The sequence below is a fragment of the Burkholderia sp. HI4860 genome (assembly GCF_002223045.2).
Classification (GTDB): domain Bacteria; phylum Pseudomonadota; class Gammaproteobacteria; order Burkholderiales; family Burkholderiaceae; genus Burkholderia.
Genome location: NZ_NKFO02000001.1, coordinates 2,908,187 through 2,928,794, shown reverse-complemented (window position 1 = coordinate 2,928,794; position 20,608 = coordinate 2,908,187). Strand labels below are relative to the sequence as shown.

Genomic DNA, 20,608 nt, shown 5'->3' with positions numbered 1-20,608 from the left:
CACCATGCAGGTTCAGGACGACGACAAGCCGTACGACGACATCAACATCACGCCGATGCTCGACCTCGCGTACGTGCTGCTGATCATCTTCATCATCATGACGACCGCGTCGGTGCAGGGCATCAAGGTCGATCTGCCGAAGGCGAGCTCGTCCGCGAGCCTCGCGAAACCGAAGACGAAGGCGATCACGGTGGCCGATTCGGGGCAGGTGTTCCTCGACGCGTACCCGGTGACGATGGACGAACTCGAGAGCCGGCTGCGCACCGAGAAGGCGACCAGTCCGGATTTTCCGATCGTGCTGAAGGGCGACGCGGGCGTGCAGTACCAGAAGGTGATGGACGTGCTGGACCTGCTGCGCCGCCTCGACCTGTCGCAGGTCGGCCTGGTGACCGGCAAGGCGAAGCAGGGCGGCTGACGCGATGGAGATGACCTACAACGGCGGCCCGCCGGACAAGGGCCCCGGCCGCTACGTGAAGCCCGTCGCGATCGCGCTGGTGCTCGCGGGCGTGGCCGCGCTGATCTGGCATTTCGCGGGCGATACCGCGGGCGTGAAGCGCGTGAGCGCGCCGCAGGTGACGACGGTGATTCCGTTGCCGCCGCCCCCGCCGCCGCCGAAACAGAAGCCGCCGCCCGAGAAGGTGAAGGAAGAGGTCAAGACGCCGGTCGACCGGCCGACGATCGCGCCGAAGCCGTCCGAGGCGCCGAAGCCGTCGGACAACCAGCCGAAGCAGATGACGATGAATGCCGATGCGCAGGCCGGCACCGACAACTTCGGCATCGGCGCGGGCGACGGCTCGGGGATGCTGGGCAGCGGCGGGGGCGGCAAGTTCGGCAACGCGAGCTATGCGCAATACATGGTGTACGTGCTGCAGCGCGCGATCGAGCAGGACAAGGGCGTGCAGGAGGCCGGCGGTGCGCGGTTCGCGGGCAGCCTGAACCTGTGGATGGATACCTCGGGGCGGATCACGAAGGTGACGATCGCGCAGTCCACCGGCGACGCGAAGATCGATGCGGCCGTCGTCGCGGCGGTCGAGGCACTCGGCCGGGTCGACGAGGTGCCGCCGCCGGCCACTTCGTATCCGGTGCTCGTCAAGCTTCAGGGGCGCAAGCCGGCATGACGATGCGTGCGCGAAACAACGAAAGAATCATGGGGCGGCGCCGTTGCACGGATGCTGCCGGAAAAGAAACGAAAATTGTTCGGAGTACTTCGATGATTGGGAAGATGAACGGACGGGGTGGGGTCCCCCGCAACGGCGCGCTACCCGCGCGCCTGTCGCGCGTCGGCGCGGCGGTGCTGACGCTCGGGCTGACCTGCGCGTCCGCCGCGCACGGGCAGTCGCTCGAGGCGCAGGCGGCGTCGGGGAAGGCCGCGCCGACCGAGAGCGTGGTGATCAACCTGATCAACCTGCTCGTGAAGCGCGGCGTGCTCACGCAGCAGAACGCGAACGAGCTGATCAGCGAGGCGCGCACCGAGGCCGTGCAGGCGCGGTCGGCCCGCGCATCGGGCGCGCCGGTCGTGGCGGGCGGCGTGGTCAACCCGCCGACGCAGCCGGGCGACGTCGCGGTGCCGTACGTGCCGCAACTCGTGCGCGATCAGATCCGCGACCAGGTGAAGCAGGAAGTGATCGCGCAGGCGAAGGCCGAGAACTGGGCGCAGCCGAACACGTTCCCCGACTGGGTGTCGCGCATCAAGCTCGACGGCGACCTGCGCGTGCGTGACGAGTATCACTTCTACGGCGGCAACAACACGAACGGCGTGACGAACTTCGCGGCGATCAACCAGGGCGGCGGCTTCGACGTCAACTCGAACACCAACAACACGCAGATCCCCACGCAGAACACGCGGGAGAACCGCAACAACCTGCTGCGCTACCGCGCGCGGCTCGGCGTGACGGCGACGCTGTCCGACGAGATGATCGCCGGCATCCAGCTCGCGAGCGGCAACGACAACGGGCCGGTATCGACCACGGCCACCGCGGGCGGCGGCTTCGCGAAGAAGAACATCTGGCTGAACAAGGCATTCTTCGCGTACAAGCCGACGTCGTGGCTGAACCTGACGGCCGGCCGTTTCGATAACCCGTTCTTCAAGTCGGATCTGGTGTTCTCCGACGACCTGATGATGGACGGGCTCGCCGCGAACCTGCGCCACGCGCTGCCGTGGAACCCGGACGTCACGCTGTTCGGCACGCTCGGCGTGTTCCCGATCCAGTACACGAGCGAGAACTTCCCGTCGAACAGCACCGAGAAGGCCGGCAGCGACACGAAATGGATGTTCGGCGCGCAGTTCGGCGCCGACTGGAAGATCGACGCGAAGAACCGGCTGCGCGGCGCGCTCGCGTACTACGACTTCCAGAACATGCGCGGCACGCTGTCGTCGCCGTGCGCGCTGGGGCAAGGCCCGACGAGCTGCAGCACCGACAACGAGGCGCCGGCGTTCATGCAGGGCGGCAACACGCTGATCGCGCTGCGCAACATCGTGCAGAACCCGAACCTCGCGCCGGGCATGACGCCGCAGCCGCAGCTGTTCGGCCTGGCCTACAACTACCGGCTGCTCGACCTGAAGGCGCAGTGGGACACGGTGGTGGCCGATCGCTTCAAGCTGCGTCTCGACGGCGAATACGTGCGCAACCTCGCGTACAACGACAACAAGGCGTTCGCGGCGGCGTCGCTGCCGGTCAACAACTACGATTCGACGTCGGTGAACGCGACGCGCGCCGACTATCGCAGCGGCCCGAACGGCTTCCTCGCGAAGGCGACGTTCGGCGAGCCGGAGCCGCGCGAGAAGGGCCAGTGGAACTTCTCGATCGCGTACAAGTACCTGCAGCCGGACGCCGTGCTCGATGCGTTCAACGATCCCGACTTCCACCTCGGCGGCACCAACGCGCGCGGCTACGTGCTCGGCGCCGCGTATGCGGTCGCACGCGATACGTGGGTGTCGGCCCGTTACCTGAGCTCGAAGGAAGTGTACGGGCCGCCGGTCTCGATCGACGTGCTGCAGATCGAGCTCAATGCTCGCTTCTGACCGGAGCCGCGGATGAACACGATTACACGCACGATGCTCGCTGCCGCCATGACCGGCACGCTGCTGCTCGCGGCCGGCGGCGCGCGCGCGCAGAGCATCGAGGACAAGCTGCGCAGCCAGTTGCGCTCGACCGTGCAGGAGCTGCGCCAGCTGCAGGACAACCAGGCGCAGTTGCAGAGCGACAAGGCGGCGGCCGAGAAGCAACGCGACGACGCGCTCGCGCAACTGAAGGCGATGCAGGGGCAACTGGCGGCCGCGCGTGGCGACTCGGGCGCCGAGGCGGCCGCGAAGCGTGCGCTCGCTCAGGAGCGGGCAGGCCGCGAGCAGGACGCGAAGTCGCTGGCGAAATACAAGTCGTCCTACGAGGACTTGCTCGCCGTGTCGCGTGCCCGCGATGCGCAGCACACGCAGCTGCAGAAGGACGTGGCCGCGCGTGACACGCAACTGAAAACCTGCCAGGCACACAATGCCGAGCTGTATCGCGTGGGGCACGAGATTCTCGACGCGTACGAGCATGTCGGGATCGGCACGCTGTTCTCGTCGCGTCAGCCGTTCGCGCAGTCGGCGCGCGTGAAGTACGACGACATCGCGCAGCGCTACGGCGATGCGCTGTATGCGGGCAAGTACGACCCGGCCGCGCGGCCGGTTGCGGCAACGCCGGCGCCGGCATCGGCTGCCGCGACGAACGCGCAGTGAGCGCACGGGCCCAAAGCGGGGATGAACCGATCGATTCGTTGAATACGGGGAAGACAGACATGCAAGACAAGCAACCACAACCGAACGCCGGCGACGAACGCGCGGCACACGACGCGCCGATCGAAGCGATCAGCGCCGACCACCTCGCCGACGTGCTGCGCCGCGCGGGCTACCGCGTGACGGCCGCCGAACAGAACGGCGCGGTGCAACTGATGAGCGCCAGCCAGGGCATCGGTTTCGCGGTGCGCTTCGGCAACCCGGCCGCCGCGCTCGCGCCGCAGGGCGCCGATGCACAGCTTGCCGCGCAGCGGTTCATCGACTACACGCTGTCGTGCGTGCTGCAGGTACAGGGCGAATTGCCGGCCGAGCTCGTCGCGGACTGGAACCGGACCAAGCGCTTCGCGCGTCTGGCGAGCCACGGACAGTTTCTCGCGCTGGAGATGGACGTGGTCGTCGCGGGCGGCGTGTCCGAGCGCTACCTGCGCTCGACGATCGAGCTGTGGGATCGCCTGATCCAGGAATTCCTGCTGCACCTGCGCAACCGTCCCGCGATGGCCGAGCAGGAAGCGGCGGCACGCGCGGCGGCCGGCGACCAGGCAGGCGCACCGGCCGTCGAAACGGCCACGGTCGCGGTCGAGGCCGCCGCGAAGTGAAGATCGGCACCGCCCTGCGGGCACTGCTGCCGGGCCGCGCGCGGCGCGACGCGGACGCGATGGCCGCGGGCGACGCACCTGCCGCGTGGGGTGCGTATGCGCGGCGCATCGCGCTGTGGTTGCAGGCGACGCTCGACGGCGACGACGCAGCAGTGTGCCGCCTGCGCAACGGCATCGAGCATTGGGCCGGCGAACGGGCCGATGCCGGCGACGACGCTCCGGTGCTGCCGGTGCGCGCGTGGCTCGACCGGTACGGGCACGTGACGCGCGTCGACAGCGGTGCGGCCGGACCACCGGTGCTCGACGCCGCGCTGCACGCCGCACTCGTCGGCCGGGCGGTCGGCGCGGCGCCGCCACGCGGGATGGCGCAGCCGCTCGTCCTGCGCATGACGCTGACGGACGCGCGCTGATGCAGCGTCCGCATTTCAAGAGCAATCGAGAGGGCAGTCGAACGATGATGACGAAGATGAAGAGGCTGACGATCGTGGCAGGCAGTCTCGCGCTGGGCATGCCGATGGTTGTGCATGCACAGGACGACGTGATCGCGAACGCCGCGCAGGCGTCGGTCACGCAGGACGATATCGCGGGGTTGCTGAAGGCGGTGAGTCCGGAGGGACGCGAACGTCTCGCGGCCGATCCCGCTGCGCTCGACCAGGTCGTGCGTTCGACGCTCGCGCAGAAGGCCGTGCTGGCCGAGGCGAAAGCGAAGGGCTGGGACAAGCAGGCGCAGGTGCAGGCCGCCGTCGAACAGGCGCGGCGCGATATCGTCGTGCGCAGCTATCTGGCATCGGTGAATGCACCGCCGGCCGACTATCCGTCGGACACGGAGTTGCAGTCCGCCTATGACAAGAACCGCGCGGCGTTCACCGCGCCGCGCGCGCTGCACGTCGCGCAGATCTATATCGCGGTGCCGCCGAACGCGGATGCCGCGACGCTCGACAAGGCGCGCAAGCAGGCGGCCGATCTCGCGAACCGCGCGCGCGGCGGCGATTTCGCGGCGCTTGCAAAGGCAAATTCGCAGGACAAGGCGAGCGCCGCGAACGGCGGCGATCTCGGTTTCGTGCCCGATCCGTTGATGGTGCCGGCGGTCCGTCAGGCGGCCGATGCGCTGAAGCCGGGGCAGGTCTCCGCGCCGATCCAGACGCCGACGGGCTTCCACGTCGTGAAGCTGATCGACATCCGCGCGGCCGCGCCGCGTCCGCTGGACGACGTGAAGGAGCAACTGCGCGCGATGCTGCGTGCACAGCGCACCCAGCAGAACGCGCAGGCCTATCTCGCGAAGCTCGCCGGGAACGCACCGATCAACGAAGACGCGCTGAAGAAAGCGCTTGCGTCCGCCCGGTAGGCGCGCTCATGGCAACCGTCCGTTCGACGCCGCGCGTCGACGCACCCGATGCGCGCACGCCGCGGCGACGCCGGCCAGCCGCGGCCGCCGACCGCCCGCGCATGCCGAAGGCGAACCCGTGGCCGGGCCGGCCCGGTGAGTGGCCCACGCATTGCCCGCTGTGCTTCGGCGCGCTGGAGCCGCTGCCCGGTGCGGGTGGCCATGCGCGGCACCGGAGCGCGCGGTGTTCCGCGCAGTGCGTGCTCACGACGCGCCAGTATCAGCCGGAGGAGCTGACGATTCGCGGCTCGCGCGACGTGCAGGTCGCCGCCCTGCATCGCGAGCGCTTCGTGGCGCACTGGGCGCGCCATTACACGCTGATGCGACGCGCGTGGCCCGCGCTCACGATGGCCCGTTTCATCGCGGTGATTGCCTGTGTCGACGTCGCGGATCTCTGGTCGTACCGGATGTTGCGCGACGACGATCTGGCGGCCGTGCTGCTCGTGCTCGCCGGCTTCCTGCGCGTGCCCGACGCGTCGGGCACCGAGGCGCCGGATACTGACCCGCGCGCGCCGACGGCGCGTTGGGTGCGATTCTGGTTCGATGCGAGCGTGCGCGACGTCGGCGATCTGTGGACGGCCGGCGGCAGCGCGCCGGCGCTGTTTCGCGTCGACTATCGCGAACCGCTCGCCACGCCGTATCCGACCGGCGCACAGGTGCAGGCGTGGCAGCCGGTCGACGGCATGCGCGACGCGTGGGCGCAACGGGTCGATGAACGGGAGCCGGCGATCGAAGCGTCTGACCGCGCCGCGTTCGCGCGTTTCCTGGCGCGCACGTCGGCGCCGGGGGCGAACCTGTGACGGCGGCAGCGTGAGTGCCACGGCGCCATTTCTGAAGGAGGCGCGCATGAAGATGCGACGAAGCGGCATCGCGACGATCGTCTGCCTGCTGCTGGCAACCGGCGCGCACGCGCAGGGCGGCCGCGCGGCGGCGAGTGCGGCCGCGCCTGCGCCGGCCGGCCCGGGTGCGGCCACGAAGCCGGTGTGTGTCGATGCGGAAGTCGACGGCAAGCGTGCGCTGTCGTACGACTGTCTCAGCCAGCAACTGAAGCCAAAGGCCGACCCGCAGGCAGGCGCGTCGCAAACGGATGCGGAGCGGCTGTCGAAGCAACCGTCGAATCGTCTGGGCACGTTCAACCTGTCCACCGAGCGGAACCGTTTCGGCTCGAACTGGGGCCGGTCGACGACGCCGCAGCGGCCCGATGTGCCGGTCGCCGTGCCGCCGAAGTAACGCTAGGCGGCCGAACGTGGGACCAGGTATCGATGAGCCGGCGGCGCTCCGGCGCGAACCGACGAGGAACAGCGACATGAAAGCGGACGGGCACACGAAACTGGCAGTGCTGCTGCGAGCGATGGCCGGCGGGCTGGCGTTGGCCTGCGCGTACGCATGCGGTGGTTCAACGGCAACGGCTGCCGAACGGCCCGCGCAACCGGGTGCTGCAGCGCCGACCGCATCGCCAACCGCAGCGCCCACCCCAACGCCGACCGTCGCGCCCACCCCAACGCCGACCGTCGCGCTGCCGAACTTCGCCGCGCTGGTCCGGCGCGTCGGCCCGGCCGTCGTCAACATCAGCGTCACGCGCGAAGTCACGCAAATGGGCATCCAGTTGCCGCCGGGCATCGCGCCCGATCATCCGCTCGCACCGTTTCTTGCGCGGCGCGTGATCGGCAACCGCGAGGAGGTAAGCCTCGGCTCCGGCTTCATCGTCAGCGAGGACGGCGTGATCCTGACCAACCGGCACGTGGTCGGCGATGCGGTCGCGATCGACGTGAAGCTGACCGACAAGCGGCAGTTCAAGGGGCGCGTGGTCGGCAGCGATCCGGTCTCCGACGTGGCGGTGATCCGCATCGACGCGCACAACCTGCCGGTCGTCGCGACCGGCGACCCCGCGCGCACCGAAGTAGGTGACTGGGTGATGGCGATCGGGTCGCCGTACGGGTTCGCGAACACGGTCACGCAGGGCATCGTCAGCGCGAAATCGCGTTCGTTGCCCGGCGAGCGCGCGATTCCGTTCATCCAGACCGACGTGCCGATCAACCCCGGCAATTCGGGCGGCCCGCTGTTCGACCTGAGTGGCCGCGTGATCGCGATCAACTCGATGATCTTCTCGAAGACGGGCGGCTATCAGGGGCTCGCGTTCGCGATCCCGATCGACATCGCGCTCGACGTGAAGGATCAGTTGCTGCGGACCGGCAAGGTCACGCGCGGCCGGCTCGGCGTGGCCGTCCAGGAAGTGAGCCAGGCGCTGGCGCGTTCGTTCGGCCTCGCCAGCCCCGACGGCGCGCTGATCACCATGGTCGAGCCGGATGGCCCGGCCGCGCACGCGGGCCTGCAGCCGGGCGACGTCGTGCTCGCGGTCGACGGCAAGCCGGTCGCCGAATCGGCGGACCTGCTCGGCACCGTAGCGGGCATGCGGGCCGGGCGGCCAGCCGACCTGCTCGTGTGGCGCGCGGGACGGGCGATGCACATGAGCGCGACCGTAGGCGCATTCGACAGCGGCACGGCGTCGGCGAGCGGCGAGCAAGGGCCCGCGCGGTTCGGGCTCGCGCTGCGCGCGGCGACGGAGCAGGAGCGCCAGCGGCTCGGCGTCGGCCAGGCACTCGTCGTCGAGCAGGCGAGCGGCCAGGCCGCGCGCGCCGGGTTGCAGCCCGGCGATGTCGTGCTGTCGGTCAACGGCACGCCGGTTGCGAACATCGGCGCGTTGATGACCGAGATCGACGCCGCGCACGGCAACGTCGCGCTGCTGATTCAGCGCGGCGGCGCGCGTCTGTATGTGCCGATCGAGATCGGTTGAGGATCGAAGGACGAGCGGACGACGCGACGCAGCACGACCGCGCATCGTCGAAACGGGAGGCGGGATGAAGCGAATGCAGCAGTGGGGCGTATCCGGTGGGTGGCGGGCGATCATCGCCGCATGGGTGCTCGCCGCGGGCGTCGGGCCGGCGGCCGTTGCGCAGACGGCCGACGTACCTCAAACGTGGATTCGCTACGGACAACTCGCCGGGCAGCAGTTCCAGACGTGGCTCGAAGCCGACGGCGACGCGGCCGATCGTCTGCACCGCTATCTCGAAGCGCGCGTGCTGAACGCGAGCGCCGATGCGCCGCCGCCCGCGATCGTCGTGCGCGCGTGGATCGGCACGACCGGCGCCGTCACGCACGTCGAATTCGCGTCGCTCGGCAATCCCGACGCGGACGCGACGCTGCGGCAACTGCTCACGGCCGGCCCGCTGGCGGAGCCGCCGCCGCCCGACATGCTGCAGCCGTTGCGCGTGCGCCTGCGGCTCGCGCCGAATCCCGATGCGGCCGCCGCCGTGCCGGCGTCGGCGGCGCGCGTGCCGTGACGCGCGGGGCCGTGCGCGGATCGGTCCGGATATCGTAATAAGATATGAGGGTATTGCGTTGACGGGACGATCGCGTCCCGCTTCTTCCACAGGAGCTCCCCATGCAATTGACCCCGTTGGGCGCGCAGGTCGCCCAGTTCGGTTTCCCCGAGCGGCAGCGACACGCGCAGGCGTTGCTATCCGGCACGGCCGACATCAACACGTACGTTTCCGCCGGCGTCTGCTACGACGCTGCGGCCTATGTGCGGTACCTGATGCGCGCCGACGCGATGATCACGCCCAACACGCTGCTCGACACGATCGGTCAGCACTGGCGGCCGCGCTTCAACTTCGAGAACGGCGGCGAATGGGACGGGCGCGCGAACATTCCTGCCGGGACCGCGGTCGGCTTCTCGCGTGGCGGCTCGGTCTTTCATGCGGCAATCGCCGTCGGCGGCACCTCGATCCGGGCCGTGAACGGCGGGCTCCTCGGCAGCGGATGGCGGTATGCGGTCGACCTGGCGCGCGTGCTCCAACCGGACGCGGCCGGTGGCTTTACGTACGACCGCGCGAACATCCGGGTTCATCTGTCGCGCCTGTAGGCCGCCTGGCCTTGCCTGCCACGCCGGGCGCCACGCACGCGGCTGCCGTCCCGCGCTGCCGGCCACTCCGGCATGGCGTGGCGCGGTCCATCGCTGCTATCCTCTCGACCGTGATTGACTCTCCACGGCGTCGCGATCCGCATGCTGCGGTGCGGCGATGCACGCGGTGTGAACCCCGTGCGCGCTGAGGTAGCATGACTGACTATCCACGACGATCCGTGACCTGTTTCGTGACTGATTTCCTACCGTCCATGTCCACATGGTCAAGACAACGATGAGCGACGCACCTGAAACCGCGGCGCCCGGCGACGACGAATCGTCCGGCGGCGCGTCGTCCTATCTGGTGCCGGGGCTCGAACGCGGGCTGCGGATCCTCGCCGAATTCTCCGCGCGCGAGCCGGTGCTCGGCGCGCCCGAGCTGTCGAAGCGCATCGGCATTCCGCGCACGACCACGTTCCGCCTGCTGCAGACGCTCGAAGCGCTCGGTTTCCTCGAGCGCGTGAACGGCGACCGTTATTTCCGGCTTGGCGTCGGCGTGCTGCGGCTCGGCTTCGAATACCTGAATTCGCTCGAACTGACCGATCTCGGCACGCCCGTGCTCGAGCGGCTGCGCGACGCGACCGGCCTGTCGACGCATCTGCTGATCCGCGACCAGCGCGACGTCGTGTTCGTCGCGAAGGCGCAGAGCAACGCGTCGATGTTCGGTTCGGTGAAGGTGCACGTCGGCACGCGCCTGCCCGCGCATGCGACCGTGCACGGCCACGTGCTGATGGGCGACCTGACGCGCGACGCACTGCGCCAGCTGTATCCGGAAAAGCGGCTCGAGCAGTTCACCGAGCGCACGCCGGGCACCGTCGACGAACTGTACGAACGCGTGCGCCATTACGCGCGGCTCGGCTACGCGGTGAGCGAGGCGGCGTTCGAGAGCGGCATTTCGGCCGTGACCGCGCCCGTACGCGATCATTCGGGCTCGATCGTCGCGGCGATCACCGCGACCGTGCCGCGCTCGGAAATCGGCGAGGCGCGCGAGAAGGAGCGGCTCGTCGAAGCCGTGTGCGGCGCGGCGGTCGACCTGTCACAGCGGCTGAACTATCGTCCGCTCGAAAGCGATCCGACCTTCGCGCACGCACGCCACAAGGTCGCGATGTTCTGAGTGCGCCGATGCGCGGCCGGCGGCCGTGCAAATGCAACGCGTAAGAAAAAAGCGGCCCGCGGGCCGCTTTTGTCGTTTCGGGCGACGCACGCCCGACGTCGTTCAGAACGAGTGGTGGATCCCGGTGAGCACGATCACCTGGTTCGCCGTGCTCGATACACCCGCCGTGAAGAACGCGGCCTTTGCACCGCCCGAACCGTGCTCGTACAACACGTTCGCATAAAGCTGCGTGCGCTTCGACAGCGCATAGATGTCGCCGAGCTCGACCTGCGTCCAGCGGCGGCCGGCCAGCGTCGTGGTCGCCGCGCCGCCCGCGATCGTGTTGAACGCGCTGCTGCGGTAGTTCACGCCCGCGTCGTAGCTCTGGAACGTGTCCGAAAAGCCGTTCGACTGCATCTTCGTGCGGGTGTACAGGCCGTGCACGAGGAAGTCGCCGAACTGGTAGGACGCGCCCGCCCCGATGTTCTCGACCTTGCTCGCGGTGTAGCCGTTCGCGGTGTTCTGCCCCTGGAACGACGTGATGCCGGTCGTGCTGATCAGGATCGCGCGGTCGTGCTCGTTCGAGTACACGGCCGACGCCTTGAACGGCCCGTTCGCATAGTTCAGCGCGACGCCGACCGACTTGCCGGTCGAGAAGTTCGTCATGTTGCCGAGCGCCATCGTCGCCGCGGCCGAGAAGCCCGCGAAGGTCGGTGAGCGGTACTTGACCGAGTTGTTGTACGGCACGTTGCCGGTCGCGGCGAGCCCGTCGATGTTGCCGGGGTGGAACGCGTACCAGCTCATCGCGAGGTAGGCCGTGCTGAGCGGATCGAGATAATCGAACGACAGCGGCGTCTGGCGGCCGAGCGTCAGCGTGCCGTAGCGTTCCGAGCCGAGGCCGACGAAGGCCGCGCGGTTCCAGATCGTGTTCGCGGTCGCGAACTGGCCGTTGTTCGTATAGAAGCCGTTTTCGAGCTGGAAGATCGCCGACAGGCCGTCGCCGAGGTCTTCCTTGCCCTTCAGGCCCCACCGGTCGGGCTGCGTATTGCCCTGGATCATCGCCCACTTCGCATGGCCGCCGACGTTGTTCACGTATGCGACGCCTGCATCCATGCTGCCGTACAGCGTCACGCTGCTCTGCGCCCACGCGCCGGACACGGCGCCCACTCCGATCACTGCTGCTGCTACCGCATGCTTGACCATTTGATCTCCTGAATCTCCAACCTGATGAATACGTGCCGTGGCGGCATGCGCGGGAACGGCCGGCCGTCGCGCGTTTTCGCCATCGGGTGGGCATTCGTATGTTCCATATAAGGAACAATGTGCCTCTGATGGAATGGAGTATAGGGGCGTCTCGCACCGTATCAAAAATAATTTTTTCGGGACGGATGGGTTCCCGGCCGGCACCCGGCGTCGCTGCACAAAACTCGCGTAAACCCGGTAAAGCCCCGTCGCATAACAAAAAATTTCATTTGATGGGGTGGATGCACGCGATTGCCGACCCGGCGGTCAGTGTTTTCCCTAGGGCGAGCAGCTTTTTGTTTTACTCGTGGAAAGTCGCTCCTATAATCACCATCCATAAACTGTTGTTCCGGGTATGGAACAAATCGGAACAAACCGAGAGTCGATCAGAAGGAAGGGTGTGAGATGTCTGAACAATGGGTTTGCGCCGGGCACGCCGGCGCGCTGTCGGAAGACACGCCGATCGAGTTCAAGCGGACCGACGGCGTCGAAATCGGGATCTACCGCGTCGGCGACGACGTGTATGCGCTCGAGAACGTGTGCCCGCATGCGTACGCGCTGCTGACGCAGGGGTTCGTCGACGAAGGCACGGTCGAATGCCCGCTGCACGAGGCCGTGTTCGACATCAAGACGGGCGAATGCCTGAAGGGTCCGGGCGGACGCGCACTGAAGCAGTACGCGGTGCGGCTCGCCGGCGAGGAAATCCAGATCAAGGTGGAGTGACATGAAAGAAGCGACCGTGAATTTCAACCCCTTCCTGAAGCCGTGGGTGGCGCCGCAGCCGAACAACGTCGCGGGCAAGGGGCAGATCGAGATCCCCGGCCAGGTCGAGAACCAGGTCTGGCAGAACCGCAAGGCCGCGCCGACCCAGTACGAAAACGACCTCGGCGATGCGCTCGAACGCGTGTTCGAAGCCGGCGCGATCGAGCTGGACGAGGTCGTCGCGGGCCTGAACCGCATCGGCTTCCGCGCGCCGGACGGCACGGTCTGGACACCTGAGCGTTTCCGCGCCGAAATGGCCTCGCTCGCGGAATGACCGCGTAAGCGCCGACCGCCGACCCGACGACAACCGCATCCGGAGCACACTGATGACGTCCCCCGAACAACACGCAGCACAACACGACCCGGTCCGTGCCTATCTCGACCGCGGCATCAAGAACTACTGGTATCCCGTCGCGCCGAGCTGGCAGGTGTCGAATGCACCGGTCGGGCTCACGCGCCTGTCCGAGCAGATCGTGCTGTGGCGCGATCACGACGGCAAGGTCCACGCGCTCGAGGATCGCTGCCCGCACCGCGGCGCACGCCTGTCGCTCGGCTGGAACCTCGGCGGCAACATCGCCTGCTGGTATCACGGCATCGAAGTCGACGGCGGCGGCACGGTCAACCGCGTGCCGGCCGTATCGAACTGTCCGCTCGAAGGCACGAAGTGCGTGAAGTCGTATCCGGTCGAGGAGAAGGCCGGCGCGATCTTCCTGTGGTTCGGTGACGAAGCGCACGGCGAGCCGGCGCCGCTGAACCTGCCCGAGGAACTGGTCGACGATGCGTACGGCCACTTCCTGTGCGTGTCGAACTGGAAGTGCAATTACCAGTATGCGATCGACAACGTGATGGACCCGATGCACGGCGCGTACCTGCATGCCACCTCGCACTCGATGGCCGAAGGCGACAAGCAGGCCGAGATGCGCGTGCGCAAGACGGAAACGGGCCTGATGTTCGAGAAGATCGGCCAGCGCGACGTGAACTTCGACTGGGTCGAGCTCGGTGAAACGGGCTGCCTGTGGATGCGCCTCGCGATCCCGTACAAGCAGAAGTTCGGCCCGGGCGGCAACTTCGGGATCATCGGCTTCGCGACGCCGGTCGACGGCGACAACTGCCAGGTCTACTTCTGGCGCACCCGCAAGGTCAGCGGCTGGCAGCGCGACGTGTGGCGCTTCATGTACCGCAACCGCCTCGAGGGCCTGCACTGGGACGTGCTCGAGCAGGACCGCTACGTCCTCGAAAGCCTCGCGCCGAATGCGCGCGATCACGAATACCTGTACCAGCACGACGTCGGCATGACGCGCGTGCGCCGGATGCTGCGCACCCGTGCGCAGGAGCATCTTGCGGCGCTCGACGCGCATCGCGCGGCGCAGGCGCAGGCGCAGGCCGCAGCGGAGCCGGCAAATGGCTGAGCGCGCTCCGGTCGTGTCGCTCGCGGGGCGCCGCGTGCTCGTCACGGGCGGCGCGCGCGGGCTCGGCGCGGCGTTCGTGAAGGCGCTCGTCGAAGCGGGCGCGCAGGTCGCGTTCGGCGACGTGCTGCTCGACGAAGGCCGCGCGCTGGCCGCGCAACTCGCCGAAGCCGGCCACGTTGCGCATTGCTTCGCGCTCGATCTCGCCGATCCGGCGAGCGTCACCGCGTTCGTCGCGCAGGGCGCGGCGGCGCTCGGCGGCATCGACGCGCTGATCAACAACGCGGCGATCACGAACTCGGGCGGCAAGCTGTCGACCGAGCTCGACGTGTCGACGTGGGACGCCGTGATGAACGTGAACGTGCGCGGCGTGTGGCTCGTCAGCAATGCGGCGCTGCCGTATCTCGCGCAGTCGGGCCGCGGCGCGATCGTGAACCTCGCGTCGGACACCGCGCTGTGGGGCGCGCCGAAGCTGCTCGCGTACGTCGCGAGCAAGGGCGCGGTGATCGCGATGACGCATGCGCAGGCACGCGAGTTCGGCGCGCACGGCGTGACGGTCAACGCGATCGCGCCGGGGCTGACCGAGGTCGAGGCGACCGCCTACGTGCCGGCCGAGCGTCACGCGTTCTACCTGCAGGGCCGCGCGCTCACGCGTGCGCAGGTGCCCGACGACGTGACGGGCCCCGTGCTGTTCCTGCTGTCGGACGGTGCGCGCTTCGTGACGGGTCAACTGCTGCCGGTGAACGGCGGCTTCGTGATGAATTGATTGAATTGAAGTTTTCACTCTGATGAAGGAGAGGACGATGGCGGACGCCGATCTCGAACGCAAGTCGTGGGACCAGCCGGAAGGCGCAAGCTTCAACGACTGGATGGAAGGGCGCGTGGCGCGCTACGCAACCCGTCGCTACGACTGGGATGCACTGAAGTTCCAGGCCGACTACGACCCGAAGTACCGCCGTGCGCAGATGCGCTACGTCGGCACGGGCGGCACGGGCGTCGCGAAGGACGTCAACACGGTGCCGGCCGGCGGCTTCACGTTCTCGACGATGGTCATCCCGGCCGGCAACATCGGCCCGAGCCACATCCACATGGACGTCGAGGAAATCTTCTTCGTGCTGCGCGGCAAGATGAAGGTGATCTGCGAGCGTGACGGCGAGACGTGGGAAGCGATCCTCGGCGAGCGCGACCTGATCTCGGTGCCGCCGGGCGTGTATCGCACGGAAATCAACATCGGCGAGGAAGACGCGCTGATGTGCGTGATGCTCGGTTCGCCGAAGCCGGTCACGCCGACCTATCCGCCCGATTCGCCGCTCGCGAAGATCAAGCGCTGAGACGGAGCAGGTGAAGCAATGAGTGTCATCGACAAACGTGAACGCGACCGCACCGCGGCGTTCGCCGCGCTGCTCGGGCAGTTTCCCGAACAGCGTTGCGCGGCCGGCGCGGCGGGCACGATCGGTTATCGCGAGGCCGGCGCGCAGCATGCGGGCCGTGCGCTGCCCGTCGTGCTGCTGCACGGCATCGGCTCGGGCGCTGCGTCGTGGGTCCGCCAGCTCGACTCGCTCGGCGCATCGCGGCGCGTGCTCGCGTGGGATGCGCCCGGTTACGGCGTGTCGACGCCGGTGCACGGCGCGTCGCCCGCAGCCGCCGACTACGCGGTATCGCTGAACGCGTGGCTCGAGGCACTCGGCATCGAACGCTGCGTGCTGGTCGGTCATTCGCTCGGCGCGATCATCGCGGGCGGTCTCGTCCGCGTGATGCCCGCGCGGATCGCCGGCCTGCTGCTGGTGTCGCCCGCGGGCGGCTACGGCAGCGCACCGACTGAAACGCGCGAATCGCGCCGCGACGCGCGGCTCGCGATGCTCGCCGAACTCGGCCCGACCGGGCTCGCCGAGCAGCGCAGCGGCAACATGCTGTCCGGTTTCGCGAACGAGGATGCGCGTGCCTGGGTGCGCTGGAACATGGCGCGCATCGTGCCGGCCGGCTACGCGCAGGCCACGCATCTGCTTGCGAATGCCGATCTCGCCACCGATCTCGCCGGCTTTCGCGGCCGCACGGCCGTGGCCGTCGGCGCGAACGACGCGATCACGCCGCCCGCCGCATGCGAGCGGATCGCCGCGGCCGCGCACGTCGGGCTGCAGGTGATTCCGCAAGCAGGCCATGCCGGCTACGTGGAAGCACCGGCCGTCTATTCCGCGCTGATCGACACGTTCTGCCGTCAGTGCGACCCACAGCGGGGACTGGCATGACCGAACCGCTGCAACAACCCGATACCGAAAACGGCAAGGCCGAAGCCAGCTACGTGGTCCCCGGCCTCGAACGCGGGCTGCGGATTCTCGCCGAATTCTCGCCGCGCGAGCCCGTGCTCGGCGCGCCCGAATTGTCGAAGCGGCTCGGCATTCCGCGCACGACGGTGTTCCGTCTGCTGCAGACGCTCGAATCGCTCGGCTTCCTCGAGCGCGCGGACAAGGATCGCAACTACAAGCTCGGCATCGCCGTGCTGCGGCTCGGCTTCGAATACCTGAGCTCGCTGGAGCTGACCGATCTCGGCCTGCCCGTGATCGAGAGCCTGCGCGATGCGACCGGTTTCACGACGCACATCGTGATCCGCGACGGCCGCGACGTCGTGTTCGTCGCGAAGGCGCAGAGCCAGGCGCCGGTGTTCAGCTCGATCCGCGTGAACGTCGGCACGCGCTTGCCCGCGCATGCAACGACGCACGGCCACGTGCTGATGGGCGACCTGTCGCTGAAGGAGCTGCATGCGCTGTACCCGGAAGGCACGCTGAACCGGATGACGAACGCGACGCCGGAAACGGTCGACGCGTTGTACGAAGTGATCCGCGAGGATGCGCTGCGCGGCTACGGCGTCAGCAATTCGTCGTTCGAGCGCGGCATCTCGGTGGTCACCGCGCCGGTGCGCAACGAGACGCAGAAGATCGTCGCGTGCATCACCGTGACGGTGCCGAGGCCGGAGATCGATGCGGCGCTGATCGCGGACGGCCTGATCGACAAGGTGCAGCGCGCGGCGGCGGAACTGTCGCGGCGGCTCAATTACCGCTCGGATGACGAGCACACGTTTCTCAAGGCATTAGGACTTCGATGATTCAGATCAATCTGACCGGGCAGGTGGCGGTGGTGACGGGCGGTTCGTCCGGCATCGGCCTCGCGACCGCCGAACGGTTCCTGCAGGCGGGCGCGTCGGTCGCGATTTGCGGCCGCGACAGCGAGCGCCTCGCACGCGCCGAAGCGATGCTCGTTGAAAAGTATCCGGGCGCGCAACTGCTCGCCGCGCGCTGCAACGTGCTAGACGAAGCCGATGTGGCCGCGTTTGCGCAAGCCGTATCGGCGCGCTTCGGCCGGGCCGACATGCTGGTCAACAACGCCGGCCAGGGCCGCGTGTCGACCTTCGCCGACACGACCGACGACGCGTGGCGCGAAGAACTCGAACTGAAGTATTTCAGCATCATCCGCCCGACGCGCGCGTTCCTGCCGCTGCTGCGCGACGCGCAGGCGCCGACGATCACCTGCGTGAACTCGCTGCTCGCGTTGCAGCCGGAGCCGCACATGGTCGCGACGTCGTCGGCGCGCGCGGGCGTGCTGAGCCTCGTGAAGTCGCTCGCGACCGAACTCGCGCCGCAGCGCATCCGCGTGAACTCGATCCTGATCGGCATCGTCGAGTCGGGCCAGTGGCGCCGCCGTTACGAAACGCAGGCGCAGTCCGGTGAAAGCTGGGAGGACTGGGCGGGCGCGATCGCCCGCACGAAGAACATTCCGCTGAACCGCTTCGGCAAGCCTGACGAGGCCGCCTGGGCACTCTTTTATCTCGCAACGCATCTGTCGTCGTACACGACGGGCAGCCATATCGACGTTTCTGGAGGCTTTGCACGCCATGTCTAAAAAAACCACGGTTGGCGAGTTGATTGCCGCCTTTCTCGAGCAGTGCGGCGTGAAGACCGCATTCGGTGTCATCTCGATCCACAACATGCCGATCCTCGACGCGATCAATTCGCGCGGCAACATCCGGTATGTCGGTGCACGCGGCGAAGCCGGCGCGTTGAACATGGCCGACGGCCTGGCCCGCGTGTCGGGCGGCCTCGGCGTCGCGTTCACGAGCACGGGCACGGCGGCGGGCAACGCGGCCGGCGCGATGGTCGAGGCGCTGACGGCCGGCACCGCGCTGCTGCACGTCACCGGGCAGATCGAGACGCCGTACCTCGACCAGGATCTCGCGTACATCCACGAAGCGCCGGACCAGCTGTCGATGCTGCATTCGATCTCGAAGGCCGCGTTCCGCGTGCGTACCGTCGAAACCGTGCTGCCGACGATCCGCGAAGCCGTGCGCATCGCGCAGACCGCGCCGACGGGCCCCGTGTCGGTCGAGATCCCGATCGACATCCAGGCCGCTGAAATCGAATGGCCGGAAGACCTCGCGCCGGCACACGTCGCGGTGCGCGAGCACGACACCGCTCGCGTCGCGAAGCTCGCCGATGCCCTCGCGGCCAAGCGCCGCCCGCTGCTGTGGCTCGGCGGCGGCGCGCGCCATGCGCGCGAGGAAGTCGAGCGCCTCGTGAAGCTCGGCTTCGGCGTCGTGACGAGCGTGCAGGGCCGCGGCGTGCTGCCCGAAGATCACCCGGCGACGCTCGGCGCGTTCAACGTGCACGCGTCCGTCGAAGCGTTCTACAAGACCTGCGATGCGCTCGTCGTGGTCGGCTCGCGCCTGCGCGGCAACGAAACGCTGAAGTACAAGCTCGCGCTGCCGCAGCCGCTGTTCCGCATCGACGCCGACGCGCTCGCCGACAACCGCGGCTATCGCAACGAACTGTTCGTGCACGGCGATTCGAAGCGTGTGCTGGCGGAACTGGCCGACCGTCTCGAGGGCCGCCTGTCGGTCGATCCGCAGTTCGCGTCCGATCTCGCGGCCGCCCGCGAGCAGGCGGTGGCCGACGTGTCGAAGGGCCTCGGACCGTACAAGCAGCTCGTCGATACGCTGCAGGGCGCGGTCGGCCGCGACTACAACTGGGTGCGCGACGTGACGATCTCGAACAGCACGTGGGGCAACCGCCTGCTGAAGATCTTCGAGCCGCGCTCGGGCGTGCATGCGCTCGGCGGCGGCATCGGCCAGGGCATCCAGATGGGCATCGGCGCGGCGCTGGCCGATGCGGCCGCGAAGACGGTGTGCCTCGTCGGCGACGGCGGGTTGATGGTCAACGTCGGCGAGCTCGTCACGGCCGTGCAGGAAAACGCGAACGTGATGATCGTGCTGATGAACGACCAGTGCTACGGCGTGATCCGCAACATCCAGGACGCGCACTACGGTGGCCGCCGCTGCTTCGTGCAGCTGCACCAGCCCGACTTCGCGCAGTTCTGCGCGAGCTTCGGCCTCACGCACTACCGGATCACGTCGCTCGACCAGGCGGAAGCGATCGTGCGCGAAGGGATGGCGAAGGCAGGCCCGGTGATGGTCGAGGTCGACATGCTGTCGGTCGGCGCGTTCGCATCGAACTTCGCGGGCCCGCCGGTGAAGAAGGAAGAGCCGTCGGAGCGCCAATATGCTTAACGGGCAAAAGCGGGCCCATGCACCCGTCGACGTCGCGATGATCGGCTTCGGTGCGATCGGCGCGGCCGTGTACCACGCGGTCGAGCACGATGCGTCGCTGCGCGTCGCGCACGTGATCGTGCCGGAACACCAGCGCGCGGCGGTGCAGGGCGTGCTGGGCGGTGCGGTGGAGGTCGTGTCGTCGGTCGACGCACTGGCCCGCCGCCCCGAGTTCGCGCTCGAATGCGCGGGCCACAGCGCGCTCGTCGATCACGTCGTGCCGCTGCTGAAGGCCGGCACCGATTGCGCGGTCGCGTCGATCGGCGCGCTGTCCGATCTCGCGCTGCTCGACGTGCTCGCACAGGCGGCCGACGAGGGCGACGCGACGGTCACGCTGCTGTCCGGCGCGATCGGCGGGATCGACGCGCTGGCATCCGCGAAGCAGGGCGGCCTCGACGAAGTGCTGTACGTGGGACGCAAGCCGCCGCTCGGCTGGCTCGGCACGCCCGCGGAGGAACTTTGCGACCTGTGTGCGATGACTGGGGAAAAGGTGATCTTCGAAGGCAGCGCGCGCGACGCCGCGCGCCTGTATCCGAAGAACGCGAACGTCGCGGCCACCGTCGCGCTCGCGGGCCTCGGCCTCGACGCGACACACGTGCGCCTGATCGCCGATCCGGCGGTCGAGCGCAACGTGCACCGCATCACCGCGCGCGGCGCATTCGGCGAGATGTCGCTGGAAATGAGCGGCAAGCCGCTGCCCGACAACCCGAAGACGTCCGCGCTGACGGCGTACAGCGCGATCCGCGCGCTGCGCAACCGCGCGGCCCGCTGCGTGATCTGACCGGGCCATTGAATG

At 68.4% G+C, this 20,608-nt stretch carries 24 protein-coding genes; 23 read left to right on the top strand and 1 reads right to left on the bottom strand.

Features of this window, described 5'->3' with window-relative positions:
• The first annotated feature begins 4 nt into the window (after window positions 1-4).
• From CFB34_RS13060 to CFB34_RS13000, 13 genes are all read left to right on the top strand, one after another.
• Window positions 5-415 (top strand): biopolymer transporter ExbD, encoded by a 411-nt coding sequence (locus CFB34_RS13060; RefSeq protein ID WP_021161942.1) that lies wholly within the window; start codon window positions 5-7, stop codon window positions 413-415.
• A gap of 4 nt (window positions 416-419) precedes the next feature.
• Window positions 420-1,118 carry a TonB family protein gene (locus CFB34_RS13055; protein ID WP_089442128.1) on the top strand — a complete coding sequence of 233 codons (699 nt, stop codon included), beginning with the start codon at window positions 420-422 and terminating at the stop codon, window positions 1,116-1,118.
• 92 nt (window positions 1,119-1,210) lie between these two features.
• Window positions 1,211-3,022, top strand: a complete 1,812-nt coding sequence (locus CFB34_RS13050; protein WP_089442129.1) for a putative porin — start codon at window positions 1,211-1,213, stop codon at window positions 3,020-3,022.
• Window positions 3,023-3,034: 12 nt separating this feature from the next.
• Window positions 3,035-3,718, top strand: coding sequence for a hypothetical protein (locus CFB34_RS13045; protein WP_089442130.1), 684 nt, complete (start codon window positions 3,035-3,037; stop codon window positions 3,716-3,718).
• Window positions 3,719-3,777: 59 nt separating this feature from the next.
• Window positions 3,778-4,371, top strand: coding sequence for a YbjN domain-containing protein (locus CFB34_RS13040; RefSeq protein ID WP_089442131.1), 594 nt, complete (start codon window positions 3,778-3,780; stop codon window positions 4,369-4,371).
• Entirely contained in the window at window positions 4,368-4,781 is a 414-nt protein-coding gene (locus CFB34_RS13035; protein ID WP_089442132.1) for a hypothetical protein, read from the top strand. Before CFB34_RS13040 ends, CFB34_RS13035 begins: the two co-directional genes overlap by 4 nt.
• 44 nt (window positions 4,782-4,825) lie before the next feature.
• Window positions 4,826-5,716 (top strand): peptidylprolyl isomerase, encoded by an 891-nt coding sequence (locus tag CFB34_RS13030; RefSeq protein WP_089442133.1) that lies wholly within the window; start codon window positions 4,826-4,828, stop codon window positions 5,714-5,716.
• Between the two features lie 8 nt (window positions 5,717-5,724).
• A complete protein-coding gene (locus CFB34_RS13025) occupies window positions 5,725-6,555 on the top strand; it encodes a hypothetical protein (protein ID WP_089442134.1) in 831 nt (276 codons plus the stop codon).
• A gap of 46 nt (window positions 6,556-6,601) precedes the next feature.
• Window positions 6,602-6,985 carry a hypothetical protein gene (locus CFB34_RS13020; RefSeq protein ID WP_089442135.1) on the top strand — a complete coding sequence of 128 codons (384 nt, stop codon included), beginning with the start codon at window positions 6,602-6,604 and terminating at the stop codon, window positions 6,983-6,985.
• A gap of 76 nt (window positions 6,986-7,061) precedes the next feature.
• Window positions 7,062-8,549 carry a Do family serine endopeptidase gene (locus tag CFB34_RS13015; RefSeq protein WP_089442136.1) on the top strand — a complete coding sequence of 496 codons (1,488 nt, stop codon included), beginning with the start codon at window positions 7,062-7,064 and terminating at the stop codon, window positions 8,547-8,549.
• Window positions 8,550-8,613: 64 nt separating this feature from the next.
• Window positions 8,614-9,096: a hypothetical protein gene (locus CFB34_RS13010; RefSeq protein WP_089442137.1), complete on the top strand. Its 483-nt coding sequence runs from the start codon at window positions 8,614-8,616 to the stop codon at window positions 9,094-9,096.
• Between the two features lie 101 nt (window positions 9,097-9,197).
• Window positions 9,198-9,677: a type 6 secretion system effector deamidase TecA gene (tecA, locus tag CFB34_RS13005; RefSeq protein ID WP_089442138.1), complete on the top strand. Its 480-nt coding sequence runs from the start codon at window positions 9,198-9,200 to the stop codon at window positions 9,675-9,677.
• A gap of 259 nt (window positions 9,678-9,936) precedes the next feature.
• Window positions 9,937-10,830 (top strand): IclR family transcriptional regulator, encoded by an 894-nt coding sequence (locus CFB34_RS13000; protein WP_089442139.1) that lies wholly within the window; start codon window positions 9,937-9,939, stop codon window positions 10,828-10,830.
• 102 nt (window positions 10,831-10,932) lie between these two features.
• Here CFB34_RS13000 and CFB34_RS12995 read toward each other — a convergent pair whose 3' ends face one another.
• The gene (locus tag CFB34_RS12995; protein WP_089442140.1) at window positions 10,933-12,012 is read right to left on the bottom strand and encodes a porin; all 1,080 of its coding nucleotides are present in this window, start codon (window positions 12,010-12,012) and stop codon (window positions 10,933-10,935) included.
• A 444-nt stretch (window positions 12,013-12,456) separates the two neighbouring features.
• Here CFB34_RS12995 and CFB34_RS12990 point away from each other — a divergent pair, with 444 nt between their 5' ends.
• From CFB34_RS12990 to CFB34_RS12945, 10 genes are read left to right on the top strand one after another with little or no spacing between them, the layout of a single operon-like run.
• Window positions 12,457-12,774 (top strand): non-heme iron oxygenase ferredoxin subunit, encoded by a 318-nt coding sequence (locus CFB34_RS12990; protein WP_011354710.1) that lies wholly within the window; start codon window positions 12,457-12,459, stop codon window positions 12,772-12,774.
• Window position 12,775: 1 nt separating this feature from the next.
• Complete coding sequence (locus tag CFB34_RS12985; protein WP_089427169.1) at window positions 12,776-13,087, top strand: recombinase-like helix-turn-helix domain-containing protein; 312 nt, start codon at window positions 12,776-12,778, stop codon at window positions 13,085-13,087.
• Window positions 13,088-13,139: 52 nt separating this feature from the next.
• On the top strand, window positions 13,140-14,222 hold the full coding sequence (locus CFB34_RS12980) for an aromatic ring-hydroxylating dioxygenase subunit alpha (RefSeq protein ID WP_089442141.1): 1,083 nt from the start codon (window positions 13,140-13,142) through the stop codon (window positions 14,220-14,222).
• A complete protein-coding gene (locus tag CFB34_RS12975; RefSeq protein ID WP_089442142.1) occupies window positions 14,215-14,985 on the top strand; it encodes an SDR family oxidoreductase in 771 nt (256 codons plus the stop codon). The genes CFB34_RS12980 and CFB34_RS12975 overlap by 8 nt, the downstream gene beginning before the upstream one ends.
• 37 nt (window positions 14,986-15,022) lie before the next feature.
• Window positions 15,023-15,550, top strand: coding sequence for a cupin domain-containing protein (locus CFB34_RS12970; protein ID WP_039344094.1), 528 nt, complete (start codon window positions 15,023-15,025; stop codon window positions 15,548-15,550).
• A gap of 18 nt (window positions 15,551-15,568) precedes the next feature.
• Window positions 15,569-16,465 carry an alpha/beta fold hydrolase gene (locus CFB34_RS12965; RefSeq protein ID WP_089442143.1) on the top strand — a complete coding sequence of 299 codons (897 nt, stop codon included), beginning with the start codon at window positions 15,569-15,571 and terminating at the stop codon, window positions 16,463-16,465.
• Window positions 16,462-17,319, top strand: coding sequence for an IclR family transcriptional regulator (locus tag CFB34_RS12960; protein ID WP_089442144.1), 858 nt, complete (start codon window positions 16,462-16,464; stop codon window positions 17,317-17,319). Before CFB34_RS12965 ends, CFB34_RS12960 begins: the two co-directional genes overlap by 4 nt.
• The gene (locus CFB34_RS12955) at window positions 17,316-18,113 is read left to right on the top strand and encodes an SDR family oxidoreductase (RefSeq protein ID WP_089442145.1); all 798 of its coding nucleotides are present in this window, start codon (window positions 17,316-17,318) and stop codon (window positions 18,111-18,113) included. Before CFB34_RS12960 ends, CFB34_RS12955 begins: the two co-directional genes overlap by 4 nt.
• Window positions 18,106-19,773, top strand: coding sequence for a thiamine pyrophosphate-binding protein (locus CFB34_RS12950; RefSeq protein WP_089442146.1), 1,668 nt, complete (start codon window positions 18,106-18,108; stop codon window positions 19,771-19,773). Before CFB34_RS12955 ends, CFB34_RS12950 begins: the two co-directional genes overlap by 8 nt.
• Window positions 19,766-20,593 carry an aspartate dehydrogenase gene (locus CFB34_RS12945; RefSeq protein ID WP_089442147.1) on the top strand — a complete coding sequence of 276 codons (828 nt, stop codon included), beginning with the start codon at window positions 19,766-19,768 and terminating at the stop codon, window positions 20,591-20,593. The genes CFB34_RS12950 and CFB34_RS12945 overlap by 8 nt, the downstream gene beginning before the upstream one ends.
• Window positions 20,594-20,608: the final 15 nt, after the last annotated feature.